This window comes from Enterobacter cloacae complex sp. SHL018, from assembly GCF_049237905.1.
In the GTDB taxonomy this organism is placed as follows: Bacteria; Pseudomonadota; Gammaproteobacteria; order Enterobacterales; family Enterobacteriaceae; genus Enterobacter; species Enterobacter hormaechei_C.
Map to the genome: position 1 here is coordinate 336,109 of NZ_JBMKJE010000002.1, position 16,177 is coordinate 352,285.

Sequence of the window (16,177 nt, forward strand, 5' to 3'; positions counted from 1 at the left end):
CGTTATTTTTCTTAGTGTAATGTTGGCTTGCGAACTTCCGGCGCGGTCGGCTGCGAGCGCGTAAAGTTGTCGTGGCACAGCAGAGACGCCACGCGTACGTACTCGATAATCTCTTCGAGAGACATCTCCAGCTCTTCCTGGTCTTCGTCTTCATCGTAGCCGAGCTGGGCGATGTTGCGCAGATCGTCGATCGCTTCACCCGCTTCGCCGGTCACTTTATCCAGTTTAGGCTGGGTTACGCCCAGGCCAAGAAGATAGTGGTTTACCCAACCCGCGAGCGCATCAGCGCGATCGAAGACGCTGACATCGTCGCCTTCAGGCAGATAAAGCTGAAAAAGAAAGCCATCGTCTTCCAGGGAATCGCTGGTTGCGGCGTGCATTTTACGCAGCGCTTCCGCCAGTTCGTGGCCAAACGCCAGCCCTTCGTTGGTGAGGTCGTGGATCAGCGGCTGCCATGAGCTGTCGCTGTTTCCGCCGCACAGTATGCCGCTGATCAGACCGTGCATTTCGGCAGGGGTCAGACCGACTCCCTGCTGGTTCAGTAACTGGTTTAAATCCTTGTAACCAGGCATTTCGTTCTGTATAGACATACGCATTCGTCATCAAAGGGAGGATATTCATGATATGCTACCACTTTGGACCCTGGTGATACCAGAAAAGGGCTTGTATCTTCACATCAGGGTAGCTATAGTGTCGCCCCTTCGCAGCCCCCGGGGCAGTATGCGAAGGCAGCGCAGTCAATCAGCAGGAAGGTGGCATGTCTGCACAACCCGTCGATCTCCAGATTTTTGGCCGTTCACTGCGAGTGAATTGTCCGCCTGAACAAAGGGATGCCTTGAATCAGGCTGCGGACGATTTGAATCAGCGGTTGCAAGATCTAAAAGAACGCACTAGAGTCACAAATACTGAGCAGCTGGTTTTCATCGCCGCGTTGAACATCAGCTATGAACTGACTCAGGAAAAAGCGAAGACCCGCGATTACGCGGCAAGCATGGAGCAGCGCATTAAAATGCTCCAGCAGACCATAGAACAGGCATTGCTTGATCAAGGTCGCAGTCCCGAAAGACCGGGACCAAAGTTTGAATAACACTTCTCAGTTGACTATGGTAGAGTAACTGTGAAGACAAAATTTCTCTGAGATGTTCGCAAGCGGGCCAGTCCCCTGAGCCGATATTTCATACCACAAGAATGTGGCGCTCCATGGTTGGTGAGCATGCTCGGTTCGTCCGAGAAGCCTTAAAACTATGACGACACATTCACCTTGAACCAAGGGTTCAAGGGTTACAGCCTGCGGCGGCATCTCGGAGATTCCCTCTCTTTTCTTCTACCGACTACCATGACTCAACTCCCTGAAGTTTCTGCTTCACGCCAGGACATCCGTCAGCTTATTCGCCAGCGTCGTCGCGCCCTAAGCGCCGAGCAACAGGCACAGTTTGCTCAGCAGGCCGCCGCCCGCATGATGGCCTATCCGCCTGTGGTGATGGCAAACACCGTCGCCCTGTTTCTCTCGTTTGATGGTGAGCTGGATACCCAACCGCTTATCGACCAGCTCTGGCGCGCCGGGAAAAAAGTTTATCTGCCGGTTCTGCATCCTTTTAGCCCGGGCAATCTGCTGTTTCTGCACTACCATCCGCACAGCGAGCTGGTGGTGAATCGTCTGAAAATCACCGAACCCAAACTCGACGTGCGCGACGTGCTCCCGCTTTCCGGGCTGGATGTGCTGATTACGCCGCTGGTGGCGTTTGACGAGCAGGGCCAGCGGTTAGGCATGGGCGGGGGGTTCTACGACAGGACGCTGCAAAACTGGCAGCAGTACGGGTTGCAGCCGGTGGGGTATGCGCATGATTGCCAGGGCGTGGAGGCATTACCCGTAGAGAAATGGGATGTGCCGTTGCCGGCGGTGGTGACGCCATCGAAGTTGTGGGAGTGGTGAACCAAGCGTGCGGCCAGATGCCCTCACCCCAGCCCTCTCCCACAGGGAGAGGGTGAAAACATAAAAAACGGTAACTATCGTTACCGTTTTGCATTTACCTCGCACCATCAGTACAACAGGCGCGCGCGAATCGTCCCCGGAATGGCCTTCATGCTCTGCAATGCTTTCTCGGCGATGTCTTCATCCGCTTCGATATCAATCACCACATAACCCATCTGCGAGTTAGTTTGCAGATACTGCGCGGCAATGTTAACACCCTGCTCAGCAAAAATCTGGTTGATGGCGGTCAGCACGCCAGGACGGTTTTCGTGGATGTGCAGCAGACGACGCCCACCGTGCAGCGGCAGAGACACCTCCGGGAAGTTCACCGCAGAGAGCGTTGAACCGTTGTCGGAATATTTGCTCAGTTTACCCGCCACTTCCAGGCCGATATTTTCCTGCGCTTCCTGAGTAGAACCGCCGATGTGCGGCGTCAGGATCACGTTGTCGAACTCGCACAACGGAGAAGTGAACGGATCGCTGTTGGTGGCCGGTTCCGTCGGGAATACGTCAATCGCCGCACCCGCCAGATGCTTACGCTTCAGCGCATCGCACAGCGCAGGAATGTCAACCACAGTGCCGCGCGCGGCGTTGATCAGCAGAGCGCCCGGCTTCATCAGCGCCAGCTCTTCCGCCCCCATCATGTTTTTGGTGGACGCATTTTCCGGCACGTGCAGGCTGACCACGTCGCTCATGTTCAGCAGGTCTGAAAGATGCTGCACCTGCGTCGCGTTACCCAGCGGCAGCTTGCTTTCGATATCGTAGAAAAACACGTGCATGCCGAGGGATTCCGCCAGAATACCGAGCTGCGTACCGATGTGGCCGTAACCGATAATCCCGAGCTTTTTACCACGCGCTTCGTAGGAGCCCGCAGCCAGCTTATTCCACACGCCGCGGTGCGCTTTGGCGTTAGCTTCCGGAATGCCGCGAAGGAGCAGCAGCAGCTCGCCAATCACCAGCTCCGCCACGGAACGGGTGTTAGAGAACGGCGCGTTAAAGACCGGGATACCACGTTTTGCGGCGGCATTCAGATCAACCTGATTGGTGCCGATGCAGAAACAGCCAATCGCCACCAGCTTTTCCGCCGCAGCAATAACGTCTTCAGTCAGTTGGGTACGGGATCGCAGGCCAATGAAATGGGCATCACGGATGGACGCTTTCAGCTCTTCAGTGTCCAGCGCGCCTTTGTGAAATTCGATGTTGGTGTAGCCTGCTGCGCGAAGGCTATCGAGCGCTTTCTGGTGCACGCCTTCAACCAGCAGGAATTTAATCTTGTCTTTCTCCAGTGATACCTTTGCCATTTACCCGACCCTGTTTTTATCTGAACTGATGTTGTGCTGGATATAAATCCCGTGCAGCCAACATATCAAAAAAAACTATTGCAGCAATATGAACGTTTGCGTCGGCACTCTGAAGAAAAGTCATACAGAGCAAAATGGCAGAGGAAAATGCTGCGGAAAATTACGAACGCGGCAGGATCGGCAAAAGAGGCGGAAAAACGTGACACAAGTCACCGAATTTAGCTTTTCAAAAATTTTTTAGCGGGGGGAGCGTTCCCCCCGTCAGATCATTTTACGATGGTTTTTACACCGTCAGCCGTGCCGATCAGCGCCACATCCGCGCCACGGTTGGCAAATAACCCTACGGTAACGACGCCTGGAATGCCGTTGATCGCATTTTCCAGCGCAATGGCATCGAGGATCTCAAGGCCGTGAACATCGAGGATCACGTTGCCGTTGTCGGTCACCACACCCTGACGGTATTCCGGACGACCACCCAGCTTCACCAGTTGACGTGCCACGGCGCTGCGCGCCATCGGGATCACTTCGACCGGCAGCGGGAAATTCCCCAGAATGTCGACCTGCTTGGAGGCGTCCGCGATGCAGATGAACTTATCCGCCACGGAAGCGATGATCTTCTCGCGCGTCAGCGCCGCGCCGCCGCCTTTGATCATCTGCATATGGCCGTTGATTTCATCCGCGCCATCAACGTAAATGCCCAGACGGTCCACTTCGTTAAGGTCGAAAACGGTGATGCCGAGACTTTTCAGCTTTTCCGTGGAAGCATCGGAGCTGGAAACCGCGCCCTCGATCTGCCCCTTCATCGTGCCCAGCGCATCGATAAAGTGCGCCGCCGTCGACCCCGTACCAACACCGACAATGGTACCCGGCTGTACGTACTGGAGAGCGGCCCATCCTACTGCTTTTTTCAGTTCATCCTGCGTCATGATCGTTTTGCCTGTGGTGTGAAAACTCAGGGCGCATTATAGAACACGTCGAATGGATTTCGTCTGCCACGAAGGGAAAATTGTGTCATAGTGCAGATTAAGCAAAATTAAGGAGTCAGCCAGAGCAATGAAACGTCCGGACTACAGAACACTACAGGCACTTGATGCAGTTATTCGTGAACGCGGTTTTGAGCGCGCGGCGCAAAAGCTGTGCATCACCCAGTCCGCCGTATCACAGCGTATCAAACAGCTTGAAAACATGTTCGGGCAGCCGCTGCTGGTGCGTACCGTACCGCCGCGTCCGACGGAGCAAGGACAAAAGCTCCTCGCCCTGCTGCGGCAGGTTGAACTGCTGGAAGATGAGTGGCTGGGCGATGAACAGACCGGCTCCACGCCGCTGCTGCTGTCGCTGGCGGTGAACGCCGACAGTCTGGCAACGTGGCTGCTGCCGGCCCTTGCGCCGGTGCTGGCCGACTCCCCTATCCGCCTGAATCTCCAGGTTGAAGACGAGACCCGCACCCAGGAGCGCCTGCGCCGTGGCGAAGTGGTTGGGGCGGTCAGTATTCAGCCTCAGGCGCTGCCAAGCTGTCTGGTGGATCAGCTGGGCGCGCTGGATTACCTGTTTGTCGGTTCAAAAGCCTTTGCCGAGCGTTACTTCCCGAACGGTGTGACCCGCGCCGCGCTGCTGAAAGCGCCTGCCGTCGCTTTCGACCATCTGGACGATATGCATCAGGCCTTCCTGCAACAAAACTTCGATCTGCCGCCGGGCAGCGTACCGTGTCATATCGTTAACTCGTCCGAAGCCTTCGTACAGCTCGCGCGTCAGGGAACCACCTGCTGCATGATCCCGCATTTGCAGATTGAGAAAGAGTTGAAAAGCGGTGAGCTGATTGATTTAACCCCGGGGCTGTATCAGCGCCGGATGCTGTACTGGCACCGTTTTGCCCCGGAAAGCCGCATGATGCGCAACGTCACCGACGCGCTGCTGGCGTTTGGGCATAAGGTGTTAAGACAGGATTGAAAAACTAGCCGGGTGGCGGCTTCGCCTTACCCGGCCTACGGGTTACTGAGCGGGCTTTTCAGTCGGCTCCAGCTGGAACACCACATCAACCTGATCGTCGAACTGAATGGTTGGCTGCTCATAGGTTTCCTGAGCAGAAACCGGCGCGGCGTCCGCCTTCATCATCCGCACCATCGGGCTTGGCTGGTAGTTTGAAACGTGGTAGCGCACGCTGTAAACCGGACCGAGCTTGGTCTTGAATCCGGATGCCAGCTGCTGCGCCTGATGAATGGCATCATCAATCGCCGCTTTACGCGCTTCGTCTTTATATTTCTCCGGTTGCGCAACGCCCAGCGAGACGGAACGAATTTCGTTCAGCCCAGCCTTCAGCGCACCATCCAGCAATCCGTTGAGCTTATCAAGCTGGCGTACAGTCACTTCCACAGTACGCACGGCGCGATAGCCTTTCAGGATGCTTTTGCCGTTCTGGTAGTCGTAATCCGGTTGGGTACGCAGGTTCGCAGAGCTGATGTCTTTTTTCGCGACACCGTTCTGTTCCAGGAAAGAGAGGTATTGCGCAACACGATCGTCTGCCTGTTTCTTGGCGGAAGCAGCATCTTTCGCCGCCACGTTCACTTCAATTGCCAGGGTTGCAACATCCGGTACCGCATCCACGCTTGCCGTGCCTGAAGTGACAATGTGCGGGCCGTTTGGCAGTTCATTCGCCTGCACCGACACCGTACCTAAACTTACTAATGCCGCCAGGGCCATCACCTTAAACTTCACTGTCATTCCTCCATGTTGCGAAGAGTGCCCTGTTAACAGGGCTCATGCCAGCAAGCTTAGCGGGTCTTGTTCAGATGTCCATAAGACAACGCTTAGTTGAACAGTCCCTGTACGTGATGAATCCCCTCTTTCGCCAGCTGGAAGGCAATAAACCACATCACCAGCCCAACCAGGGTATTGATAATGCGCTGCGCTTTAGCGGTGCGCAGACGTGGCGCCAGCCATGCCGCCAGGATCGCAAGACCAAAGAACCAGAGGAAGGAGGCGCTGACCGTACCGAGCGCAAACCAGCGCTTGGGCTCAACGTCCAGCTGTCCACCCAGGCTGCCGAGCACCACGAACGTATCAAGATAAACGTGCGGGTTAAGCCACGTCACGGCGAGCATGGTGACGATAATCTTCCAGCGCCCCTGCTTCATCACTTCGGCGCTCGCCAGCTCAAGATTGCTGCTCATGGCCGTTTTCAGGGCGCCAAACCCGTACCACAGCAGAAACGCTACGCCGCCCCAGGTAACCAGCGCCAGCAGCCACGGCGACTGCATCAGCAAGGCGCTGCCGCCAAAAATCCCGGCGCAAATCAGTAGCAAATCGCTCACCGCGCACAGCAGGGCAATCATCAGATGATACTGACGGCGAATGCCCTGGTTCATCACAAACGCATTTTGTGGACCAAGGGGAAGGATCATGGCCGCACCTAATGCAAGCCCTTGAAAATAATAAGATAACATGACGTAATTCTCGCAGAGTTGTCCTGGAGGCAGACTATACTGCGGGAACGGCATTAGAGGAAATTGATAATATTAATTGGGGATTAGCCGGGCTAATAAAAGAAAAGCCCGGTGTCGCTGACGCTTACCGGGCCTACGAGAGACGTTACTCTGCTTCTTTGATTTTTTTGACGTTTACGTCCATCTGCGGGTACGGGAAGCTGATGCCGTTGGCATCGAAATCACGCTTAATGCGCTCCAGCACGTCCCAGTAAACGTTTTGCAGATCGCCGCTTTTACTCCAGATGCGCACCACAAAATTAATGGATGACGCGCCCAACTCGTTCAGGCGAACGGTCATTTCGCGATCTTTAAGAATGCGGTCATCTGATTCGATGATATCGGTAATCAGCTTTTTCACCAACTCAGTATCTGAATCATAGCCAACCCCGATAATGAGTTCATTACGGCGAACCGGCTCACGAGAGAAGTTAGTAATGTTGCCATCAATCACTTTCTTGTTTGGCACAATGACGATTTTGCCGTCTGCCGAACGCAGCGTGGTAGAAAAAATCTGCACGTTCAGCACGGTGCCCGCAGTGCCACCGAGATCAACATACTCTCCGGCACGGAAAGGACGGAACGTCACTAACAGTACGCCAGCTGCAAGGTTAGCCAGCGAGCCCTGAAGAGCGAGACCTACGGCCAGACCAGCGGCACCAAGTACGGCAATGACCGAAGCGGTCTGTACACCGACCCGCCCCATTGCCGCAATGAGGGTAAACGCAATAATCCCGTAACGCACCAGCGCAGAAAGGAAATCAGCAACGGTTGCATCGATATGACGGGATAGCATTACGCGATTAACGCCCCGGGAAACCGTGCGGGCAATAATCATCCCCACGACAATGATGGCAATTGCCGCCGCAATATTCACAGCGTAACTAATCAGGAGCGCCTGGTTGCGCACCAGCCAGGAGCCAGCGTTATTGATGCTATCTACAACACCGAGATCTTCCATTTATCTTTCCTTATGCTCATAAAAACCACAAAATCTATCCCACACGGAGACAGGCAGGTCAGTAAAGGGTAAACAAAAAGCCATGATATTGCCAAACAGATCACAAAAACAGAGGCATCAGGCTATTGAAAAGGCATAAAAAAAGGCCCGCATATGCGGACCTTCTTGACGCTATGAACAGCTCAAATTACAGAACGTCAACCGCGTTCAGTTCTTTGAATGCCTGCTCCAGACGAGTAATCATAGAAGTCTGGGCAGCGCGCAGCCATACGCGTGGATCGTAGTATTTCTTGTTCGGCTGGTCTTCGCCTTTCGGGTTGCCCAGCTGACCTTGCAGGTAAGCTTCGTTGGTTTTGTAGTATTGCAGGATACCGTCCCAGGTTGCCCACTGGGTGTCGGTATCGATGTTCATTTTCACTACGCCGTAGCTTACGGAGTCTTTGATTTCCTGAGCAGAAGAACCGGAACCGCCGTGGAAGACGAAGTTCAGGCTGTTGTGCGGCAGGTTGTGTTTCTTAGACACGTATTCCTGAGAATCACGCAGGATGGTCGGGGTCAGAACCACGTTACCTGGTTTGTATACGCCGTGTACGTTACCGAAGGACGCTGCGATGGTGAAGCGTGGGCTGATTTTGCTCAGCTCGGTGTAAGCGTAATCAACGTCTTCTGGCTGAGTGTACAGAGCAGAAGCGTCCATGTGGCTGTTGTCCACACCGTCTTCTTCACCGCCGGTGCAACCCAGTTCGATTTCCAGGGTCATGCCCATTTTGGACATACGCGCCAGGTACTTAGAGCAGATCTCGATGTTTTCTTCCAGAGACTCTTCGGACAGGTCGATCATGTGAGAAGAGAACAGTGGCTTACCGGTTGCTGCGAAGTGTTTTTCACCTGCGTCCAGCAGACCGTCGATCCATGGCAGCAGTTTCTTCGCGCAGTGGTCAGTGTGCAGGATAACCGGAACACCGTAGTGCTCAGCCATCTGGTGAACGTGATGTGCGCCAGAGATAGCACCCAGGATAGCAGCGCCCTGAGGGATGTCAGTTTTCACGCCTTTACCTGCGATGAACGCAGCGCCGCCGTTAGAGAACTGAACGATAACCGGTGCTTTAACTTTAGCAGCAGTTTCCAGTACGGCGTTGATGGAGTCGGTACCTACGCAGTTAACTGCTGGCAGAGCGAAGTTGTTTTCTTTAGCTACCTGGAACACTTTCTGTACGTCATCACCAGTGATAACGCCAGGTTTTACGAAATCAAAAATTTTAGACATGTTGCTTAGTCCTGTATCTTCGGCCGTTAGAAAAGGTGCGAGCTCTGATAAGCGCGCTGAAAATTGGGCAGGTTTCCCTGCCCCTGAATGGCTTACTTCTTAGCGCGCTCTTCGAGCATTGCTACTGCTGGCAGGACTTTACCTTCCACGAATTCGAGGAATGCGCCGCCACCAGTGGAGATGTAGGAGATCTTGTCAGCGATACCGAACAGATCGATAGCTGCCAGGGTGTCACCACCGCCTGCGATAGAGAACGCTTCGCTGTCTGCGATAGCGTTAGCCACGATCTCAGTCCCTTTGCGGAAGTTCGGGAATTCGAACACGCCGACAGGACCGTTCCACAGGATAGTTTTTGCGTTTTTCAGGATTTCAGCCAGTTTCTGTGCAGAAACGTCGCCCAGATCCAGAATCTGCTCTTCATCTTTGATGTCGTTAACAGATTTCAGGGTTGCGGTAGCGGTTTCGGAGAACTCAGTTGCCACGCGAACATCAGTTGGAACCGGGATATCACAGGTGCCCAGCAGACGTTTGGCTTCGTCAACCAGATCCGCTTCGTACAGGGATTTACCTACGTTGTGGCCTTGCGCAGCAACGAAGGTGTTCGCGATACCACCGCCAACGATCAGCTGGTCAGCGATTTTGGACAGGGAATCCAGTACGGTCAGTTTGGTAGACACTTTAGAACCACCAACGATAGCGACCATTGGACGAGCAGGTTCTTTCAGTGCTTTACCCAGCGCTTCCAGTTCGTCAGCCAGCAGCGGACCTGCACAGGCGACATCTGCGAATTTACCGATACCGTGGGTAGATGCCTGCGCACGGTGAGCCGTACCGAATGCATCCATCACGAATACGTCGCACAGCGCAGCGTATTTTTTGGACAGGGTTTCGTCGTCTTTCTTTTCGCCTTTGTTGAAGCGAACGTTTTCCAGAACAACCAGCTCACCTTCGGCAACTTCCACGCCGTCCAGGTAATCTTTCACCAGGCGAACCGGGCTGGACAGTTTGTCTTTCAGGTAATTAACAACCGGCAGCAGAGAGAACTCTTCGTTGTACTCGCCTTCAGTTGGACGGCCCAGGTGGGAGGTGACCATCACTTTAGCGCCCTGCTTCAGAGCCAGTTCAATGGTTGGCAGAGATGCACGGATACGCGCGTCGCTGGTCACTTTGCCATCTTTAACCGGTACGTTCAGATCGGCACGGATGAAAACGCGTTTACCTGCCAGATCCAGATCGGTCATCTTAATTACAGACATGGTGAATCCTCTCGTTGATTCTTAAAGTTTTGCAAGCGCAAGGTGCGCTCTACCTGAAACCTTTTGCGGCCATGGCTAACGTGGTGTCGAGCATTCGGTTAGCAAAGCCCCATTCGTTATCACACCAGACCAGCGTCTTGATAAGGTGCGCACCACTGACTCGCGTCTGCGTGCCATCCACGATGGCGCTGTGCGGGTCGTGGTTAAAATCTACTGAGACCAACGGTAATTCCGTATAGTCAACTATACCATGAAATGCTCCCTGTGCCGCTTTTTGCAGCAACAGGTTGACTTCACAGGCTTTTACCGGTTTTTTCACCGTCACGCTAAGATCGATTGCGGTGACGTTTATCGTCGGCACGCGCACGGCAATCGCTTCGAAACGGTCGTTAAACTGCGGGAAAATACGGGTGATCCCGGCAGCCAGTTTCGTATCCACCGGAATGATGGACTGGCTCGCCGCGCGAGTGCGCCGTAAATCCGGATGGTAGGCGTCGATGACCTGCTGATCGTGCATGGCGGAGTGAATCGTGGTCACGGTACCGGATTCAATGCCATACGCATCGTCTAACAGTTTAATGACCGGAATAATGCAGTTGGTGGTGCAGGAGGCGTTGGAGACAATGCGGTGTTCAGCTTGCAGCTCGTGCTGGTTGACGCCAAACACGACGGTGGCGTCGAGGTCGTTACTGCCGGGATGGGAGAACAGCACTTTTTTCGCGCCAGCATTCAGATGCGCTTCGCCATGTTCACGGTTACCGTACACGCCGGTACAGTCCAGCACCACATCCACACCCAGTTCGCGCCAGGGCAGCCCTTCAATACTGTTCTCATGCAGCACGCGGATGGCATCGTCACCGACGAACAGCTGTTCCCTTTCCTGGCGAACGTCCCAGGCAAAGCGACCGTGGCTGGTGTCATATTTCAACAAATGCGCCATGCCCGCAGCATCCGCCAGTTCATTGATTGCCACCACGGTGATTTCCGCACGACGCCCGGATTCATATAAAGCACGAACCACGTTGCGCCCGATGCGACCGAAGCCATTAATCGCTACGCGTACGGTCATAGATCTCCTGCAAAGCTATCCCTGAGTTTGAGGTGGCTGAAAGAGTAATCCAGCGACGCCCGAAGGGGAATCCTTGCTGTCACAAACTGCGATTGATTGGTCAATTGTCGAACATTTAATCGACTGAAACGCTTCAGCAAGAATAAGCGAATCGGGGAATAAAAGGAATCTCTGTCCAGATGAATAAGCGAGCTATATGACTTGCATCACATTTTCGGTGGAATAATTTACAGAGCAGTTACATGTCTGAGGAATCGTGCATACAAAAAAGCCGGGTGGCGCTAACGCTTACCCGGCCTACATTTTATGCCATTTGTAGGCCCGGTAAGCGTTAGCGCCACCGGGCAAAACGGCAATTACAGCAGTTCTTTCGCCTTAGCGACAACGTTCTCAACGGTGAAGCCGAACTCTTCAAACAGCTGTTCAGCTGGCGCAGACTCACCGAACGTGGTCATACCGACGATAGCGCCGTTCAGGCCAACGTATTTGAACCAGTAGTCAGCGATACCCGCTTCCACTGCCACGCGAGCGGAGACCGCTTTAGGCAGTACGGATTCGCGGTACGCGGCATCCTGCTTGTCGAACGCATCGGTAGATGGCATAGAAACCACACGCGCTTTCACGCCTTCAGCAGTCAGTTTTTCCCATGCGGCAACGGCCAGTTCAACTTCAGAACCGGTCGCGATGAAGATCAGCTCAGGCTGGCCTGCGCAATCTTTCAGCACGTAACCACCGCGCGCGATGTTTGCCAGCTGCTCTGGGGTACGCTCCTGCTGCGCCAGGTTCTGACGGGAGAGGATCAGTGCGGTCGGGCCATCATGACGCTCAACGCCGTATTTCCACGCCACCGCAGATTCAACCTGGTCACATGGACGCCATGTGCTCATGTTCGGGGTCACGCGCAGGGAAGCCACCTGCTCTACCGGCTGGTGGGTTGGACCATCTTCGCCCAGACCGATGGAGTCGTGGGTGTAGACCATCACCTGACGCTGTTTCATCAGCGCAGCCATACGTACGGCGTTACGTGCATATTCCACAAACATCAGGAAGGTAGAGGTGTACGGCAGGAAGCCACCGTGCAGAGCGATACCGTTGGCAATCGCGGTCATACCGAATTCACGTACACCGTAATGGATGTAGTTACCGGCAGTATCTTCGTTGATTGGCTTAGATCCGGACCACAGGGTCAGGTTTGATGGCGCCAGGTCAGCGGAGCCGCCGAGGAATTCTGGAAGCAGAGGGCCAAACGCTTCGATCGCATTCTGAGATGCTTTACGGCTGGCGATCTTAGATGGGTTCGCCTGCAACTTCGCGATGAACTCGTTCGCTTTCGCGTCGAAGTCAGACGGCATGTCACCTTTCATACGACGGGTGAATTCAGCCGCTTCCTGAGGGAAGGCTTTCGCGTATGCCGCGAACTTCTCGTTCCAGGCCGCTTCTTTCGCCTGGCCCACTTCTTTCGCATCCCACTGAGCGTAGATTTCAGACGGGATTTCGAAGGCAGGGTGTTTCCAGCCAAGCTGCTCACGGGTCAGCGCGATTTCCGCGTCGCCCAGCGGTGCGCCGTGGGAATCGTGAGTGCCCGCTTTGTTCGGCGAACCGAAGCCGATGATGGTTTTGCACATCAGCAGGGACGGTTTGTCGGTCACGGCGCGCGCTTCTTCTACGGCACGTTTAATCGAGTCAGCATCGTGACCATCAACGCCGCGCACAACGTGCCAGCCGTAGGCTTCGAAACGTGCTGCGGTGTCGTCAGTGAACCAGCCTTCAACGTGACCGTCGATGGAGATGCCGTTGTCGTCGTAGAACGCAACCAGTTTGCCCAGCTTCAGGGTACCTGCCAGGGAGCACACTTCGTGAGAAATGCCTTCCATCATGCAGCCGTCGCCCATGAACGCGTAGGTGAAGTGGTCAACAATGTCGTGACCAGGACGGTTGAACTGCGCCGCCAGGGTCTTCTCTGCAATCGCCATCCCTACGGCGTTAGCGATGCCCTGACCCAGCGGACCGGTAGTGGTTTCAACGCCAGCGGTGTAGCCCACTTCCGGGTGACCTGGAGTTTTGGAGTGCAGCTGACGGAAGTTTTTCAGCTCTTCGATTGGCAGATCGTAGCCAGTGAGGTGCAGCAGGCTGTAGATCAGCATAGAGCCGTGGCCGTTAGACAGCACGAAACGGTCGCGGTCTGCCCATGCCGGGTTCTGCGGGTTGTGGTTAAGGAAATCACGCCACAGGACTTCGGCGATGTCAGCCATGCCCATAGGGGCGCCCGGGTGGCCGGATTTGGCTTTCTGTACTGCGTCCATGCTCAGCGCACGAATAGCATTAGCAAGCTCTTTACGTGAGGACATTTTAACTCCAGATCGGACTGTTAAAGGCCATGCCCTTGACGACAGCGCGTTTTGGGCTACGCCGGAAAAAAGTGCCAACAATGTAACCCAAGCCGCAGGGCATGTACATGGACCATTCTTTTGCAGCTTAAGAAATCTCTGGATCATGCTCGCATGTTGCGCAATCTGCTCGCCCGCCTCTGTCGATATTCCTTATACTTAGCCCGACACCGGCTTCGTTGACGGTGCATTTTTCGGAATTAATTCAGATTAACGAGTACGGAAGCAACATCATGAAAATGCGTGCAATCGGGCTGGCTGTGGGAACAACGCTCCTGCTAAGCGGCTGTCAGAATATGGATTCTAACGGCCTGATGACCTCAGGCGCAGAAGCTTTTCAGGCCTACTCATTGAGCGATGCGCAGGTGAAAGCGTTGAGCGACGAGGCCTGTAAGGATATGGATGGAAAAGCTACGCTTGCCCCGGCAAACAGCACCTACACGCAGCGTCTGAACAAGATTGCTTCCGCGCTGGGCGACAACATTAACGGTCAGCCGGTGAACTATAAGGTGTATATGGCGAAAGACGTCAACGCCTTTGCGATGGCGAACGGCTGTATCCGCGTTTACAGCGGCCTGATGGACATGATGACCGACAACGAAGTGGAAGCGGTGATCGGCCATGAAATGGGTCACGTTGCACTGGGTCACGTGAAGAAAGGGATGCAGGTTGCGCTGGGCACCAATGCCGTGCGCGCAGCGGCGGCCTCTGCGGGCGGCATCGTCGGCAGCCTGTCCCAGTCGCAGCTGGGCGACGTGGGCGAAAAACTGGTGAACTCGCAGTTCTCCCAGCGTCAGGAGTCGGAAGCGGATGACTACTCTTACGATCTGTTGCGCAAACGCGGCATCAATCCATCGGGTTTAGCTACCAGCTTCGAAAAACTGGCGAAACTGGAGGAGGGCCGTCAAAGCTCCATGTTTGACGATCACCCGGCTTCGGAAGAGCGTGCACAGCATATTCGCGACCGTATGGCGGCAGACGGAATTAAATAATTTCAGAAGGAGGCAGTTTTGCCTCCTTTTTATTTCGCATGAATTGTTAACTTAAAAGCACGTATCGATAACCCCCCTGAAAGCCCCGCCAAATCTACCCTGCCACTCTGAAATGTCTGGTCACATAATTATTGCAAAGGTTACTTTTTCCGGTAATTATCTCTTCCGCAGTTATTCAAATTAATATATCCAGACAGAGACGTTCCCTCCGTGAAAAAAGAATTATCATTAATTGCTTTAAGTTTATTTGCCGCATTACCTGCCGCCGCAAGCCAGCAATCCGACAGCAAGGGTTTTATTGACGACAGCCATCTGGATCTGTTTTTACGCAATGCGTATATCAGCCGCGACTACCATCAGGGCCAGCAGGACAAAGCCGAATGGGGTCAGGGGATCATCGCCACGTTTGCATCCGGCTATACCGAAGGGCTGGTGGGCTTCGGCGTGGACGGTATTGCGCAGTATGGCGTGCGTCTGGACGGTGGCCGCGGCAAGAGCGGCGCGGGCGGCATCGACTTCTTTAAGCAGGAAGACGACGGCCGGGCAAAATCCGATCTGGCAAAGTTTGGCGCAACCGCCAAAATGCGCATCTCCAATACCGTACTGAGCTACGGGAATCAGCGCCCTGAGCTGCCCATCGTGAATGCCGACAGCTCCCGCCTGCTGTTTGAAAGCTACACCGGCACCATGCTGACCTCGAAAGAGATCGACGGTCTGGAAGTCAACGCCGGTTACTTCACCGACGAGCAGCGTAAAAGCGATGACCGCCACGACAGCGGACTGAAGAGCCTCTCCTTCGGCGGTGCGAGCTATCAGTTTAACGACCAGTTCAGCGGCGCGCTGTACGCCTCTCATAACGAAGAGGTGATGAACAAGCAGTACCTGGGCATGAACTTCAAACAGCCGTTCAGTACCGGGCAGCAGCTGGTGCTCGACTTCAACGGCTATAACTCCCGTCTCGACCAGCATTACGCGGACAGCCTCAACACGGGCCGCAGCAACACCATCTGGAGCCTGGCAGCGAGCTATATCTGGGACATTCACACGTTCAAAGTGGCGTACCAGCAGAGCAGCGGCAGTACCGGCTACAACTACGGCGGCTATCGCGACAAAGGCGGCGTGGGTGACGGCGGTAACACCATCTGGCTGGCGAACTCCTACTGGTCTGATTTCAACGGCGAAGATGAACGTTCCTGGCAGGCATCCTACGGTCTGGACTTTGGCGGCCTTGGTTTACCGGGCCTGAGCTGGACCACCGCCTACGTGCGCGGCGATAACATCAAAACCTCTGAAACCAGCAATGGCAAAGAGCACGAGTGGTTTAACCAGATCCAGTACCAGGTGCAGGATGGCCCGGCGAAAGATCTGAAGCTGAAGCTGCGCTACTCCGTACTGCGCGTCTCCAGCAACGCCAGCGAGTACAACGTGGGCGGGGACGAGATCCGCGCTTACGTGGAATACCCGTTTAACGTGTTCTGATTTACCCCCTCACC

The 16,177-nt window shown here is 54.6% G+C and carries 15 protein-coding genes and 1 other RNA gene; 6 read left to right on the top strand and 10 right to left on the bottom strand.

Annotated elements, in window-relative coordinates:
• Positions 1-11: 11 nt before the first annotated feature.
• Positions 12-590: a YecA family protein gene (locus ACOTY5_RS11415; protein ID WP_003860099.1), complete on the bottom strand. Its 579-nt coding sequence runs from the start codon at positions 588-590 to the stop codon at positions 12-14.
• A gap of 167 nt (positions 591-757) precedes the next feature.
• On the opposite strand from ACOTY5_RS11415, the gene zapA reads away from it, so the two are divergent.
• The 3 genes from zapA (at position 758) to ACOTY5_RS11430 (ending at position 1,933) form a co-directional block, all read left to right on the top strand.
• A complete protein-coding gene (gene zapA / locus ACOTY5_RS11420; protein WP_003860096.1) occupies positions 758-1,087 on the top strand; it encodes a cell division protein ZapA in 330 nt (109 codons plus the stop codon).
• 41 nt (positions 1,088-1,128) lie between these two features.
• Positions 1,129-1,312, top strand: a non-coding RNA gene (ssrS, locus tag ACOTY5_RS11425) — 6S RNA.
• Positions 1,313-1,336: 24 nt separating this feature from the next.
• Positions 1,337-1,933, top strand: coding sequence for a 5-formyltetrahydrofolate cyclo-ligase (locus tag ACOTY5_RS11430; protein ID WP_032102944.1), 597 nt, complete (start codon positions 1,337-1,339; stop codon positions 1,931-1,933).
• A gap of 107 nt (positions 1,934-2,040) precedes the next feature.
• On the opposite strand, the gene serA is transcribed toward ACOTY5_RS11430, so the two are convergent.
• Positions 2,041-3,273 carry a phosphoglycerate dehydrogenase gene (gene serA / locus ACOTY5_RS11435; RefSeq protein ID WP_015571805.1) on the bottom strand — a complete coding sequence of 411 codons (1,233 nt, stop codon included), beginning with the start codon at positions 3,271-3,273 and terminating at the stop codon, positions 2,041-2,043.
• A gap of 266 nt (positions 3,274-3,539) precedes the next feature.
• Positions 3,540-4,199: a ribose-5-phosphate isomerase RpiA gene (rpiA, locus tag ACOTY5_RS11440; RefSeq protein WP_003860091.1), complete on the bottom strand. Its 660-nt coding sequence runs from the start codon at positions 4,197-4,199 to the stop codon at positions 3,540-3,542.
• Between the two features lie 127 nt (positions 4,200-4,326).
• On the opposite strand from rpiA, the gene argP reads away from it, so the two are divergent.
• Positions 4,327-5,220, top strand: a complete 894-nt coding sequence (argP, locus tag ACOTY5_RS11445; RefSeq protein WP_003860089.1) for a DNA-binding transcriptional regulator ArgP — start codon at positions 4,327-4,329, stop codon at positions 5,218-5,220.
• Between the two features lie 42 nt (positions 5,221-5,262).
• Here the strand turns inward: argP and ACOTY5_RS11450 are convergent, their stop codons facing one another.
• From ACOTY5_RS11450 to tkt, 7 genes are all read right to left on the bottom strand, one after another.
• Positions 5,263-5,985 (bottom strand): oxidative stress defense protein, encoded by a 723-nt coding sequence (locus ACOTY5_RS11450; protein WP_032654935.1) that lies wholly within the window; start codon positions 5,983-5,985, stop codon positions 5,263-5,265.
• A gap of 92 nt (positions 5,986-6,077) precedes the next feature.
• Positions 6,078-6,713 carry an arginine exporter ArgO gene (gene argO / locus ACOTY5_RS11455; protein ID WP_003860085.1) on the bottom strand — a complete coding sequence of 212 codons (636 nt, stop codon included), beginning with the start codon at positions 6,711-6,713 and terminating at the stop codon, positions 6,078-6,080.
• Positions 6,714-6,858: 145 nt separating this feature from the next.
• Positions 6,859-7,713 carry a small-conductance mechanosensitive channel MscS gene (gene mscS / locus ACOTY5_RS11460; protein ID WP_045141938.1) on the bottom strand — a complete coding sequence of 285 codons (855 nt, stop codon included), beginning with the start codon at positions 7,711-7,713 and terminating at the stop codon, positions 6,859-6,861.
• A gap of 187 nt (positions 7,714-7,900) precedes the next feature.
• Entirely contained in the window at positions 7,901-8,980 is a 1,080-nt protein-coding gene (gene fbaA / locus ACOTY5_RS11465) for a class II fructose-bisphosphate aldolase (RefSeq protein WP_003860079.1), read from the bottom strand.
• Positions 8,981-9,072: 92 nt separating this feature from the next.
• The gene (pgk, locus tag ACOTY5_RS11470) at positions 9,073-10,236 is read right to left on the bottom strand and encodes a phosphoglycerate kinase (protein ID WP_003860077.1); all 1,164 of its coding nucleotides are present in this window, start codon (positions 10,234-10,236) and stop codon (positions 9,073-9,075) included.
• 49 nt (positions 10,237-10,285) lie between these two features.
• Positions 10,286-11,305, bottom strand: coding sequence for an erythrose-4-phosphate dehydrogenase (epd, locus tag ACOTY5_RS11475; RefSeq protein WP_015571810.1), 1,020 nt, complete (start codon positions 11,303-11,305; stop codon positions 10,286-10,288).
• Between the two features lie 356 nt (positions 11,306-11,661).
• On the bottom strand, positions 11,662-13,653 hold the full coding sequence (gene tkt / locus ACOTY5_RS11480) for a transketolase (RefSeq protein WP_045141937.1): 1,992 nt from the start codon (positions 13,651-13,653) through the stop codon (positions 11,662-11,664).
• Positions 13,654-13,925: 272 nt separating this feature from the next.
• Here tkt and ACOTY5_RS11485 point away from each other — a divergent pair, with 272 nt between their 5' ends.
• Entirely contained in the window at positions 13,926-14,684 is a 759-nt protein-coding gene (locus tag ACOTY5_RS11485; protein ID WP_017382909.1) for a M48 family metallopeptidase, read from the top strand.
• 210 nt (positions 14,685-14,894) lie between these two features.
• The gene (locus ACOTY5_RS11490) at positions 14,895-16,163 is read left to right on the top strand and encodes an OprD family outer membrane porin (RefSeq protein WP_045141936.1); all 1,269 of its coding nucleotides are present in this window, start codon (positions 14,895-14,897) and stop codon (positions 16,161-16,163) included.
• Positions 16,164-16,177 lie beyond the last annotated feature (14 nt).

What these genes read in the sequence shown, in the direction of transcription:
- argO (WP_003860085.1), bottom strand. Translation starts at nt 6,713, where the DNA reads ATGTTATCTTATTATTTTCAAGGGCTTGCATTAGGTGCGGCCATGATC.
- ACOTY5_RS11485 (WP_017382909.1), top strand. Translation starts at nt 13,926, where the DNA reads ATGAAAATGCGTGCAATCGGGCTGGCTGTGGGAACAACGCTCCTGCTA.
- serA (WP_015571805.1), bottom strand. Translation starts at nt 3,273, where the DNA reads ATGGCAAAGGTATCACTGGAGAAAGACAAGATTAAATTCCTGCTGGTT.
- pgk (WP_003860077.1), bottom strand. Translation starts at nt 10,236, where the DNA reads ATGTCTGTAATTAAGATGACCGATCTGGATCTGGCAGGTAAACGCGTT.
- tkt (WP_045141937.1), bottom strand. Translation starts at nt 13,653, where the DNA reads ATGTCCTCACGTAAAGAGCTTGCTAATGCTATTCGTGCGCTGAGCATG.
- ACOTY5_RS11430 (WP_032102944.1), top strand. Translation starts at nt 1,337, where the DNA reads ATGACTCAACTCCCTGAAGTTTCTGCTTCACGCCAGGACATCCGTCAG.
- rpiA (WP_003860091.1), bottom strand. Translation starts at nt 4,199, where the DNA reads ATGACGCAGGATGAACTGAAAAAAGCAGTAGGATGGGCCGCTCTCCAG.
- zapA (WP_003860096.1), top strand. Translation starts at nt 758, where the DNA reads ATGTCTGCACAACCCGTCGATCTCCAGATTTTTGGCCGTTCACTGCGA.
- argP (WP_003860089.1), top strand. Translation starts at nt 4,327, where the DNA reads ATGAAACGTCCGGACTACAGAACACTACAGGCACTTGATGCAGTTATT.
- ACOTY5_RS11415 (WP_003860099.1), bottom strand. Translation starts at nt 590, where the DNA reads ATGTCTATACAGAACGAAATGCCTGGTTACAAGGATTTAAACCAGTTA.
- epd (WP_015571810.1), bottom strand. Translation starts at nt 11,305, where the DNA reads ATGACCGTACGCGTAGCGATTAATGGCTTCGGTCGCATCGGGCGCAAC.
- mscS (WP_045141938.1), bottom strand. Translation starts at nt 7,713, where the DNA reads ATGGAAGATCTCGGTGTTGTAGATAGCATCAATAACGCTGGCTCCTGG.
- fbaA (WP_003860079.1), bottom strand. Translation starts at nt 8,980, where the DNA reads ATGTCTAAAATTTTTGATTTCGTAAAACCTGGCGTTATCACTGGTGAT.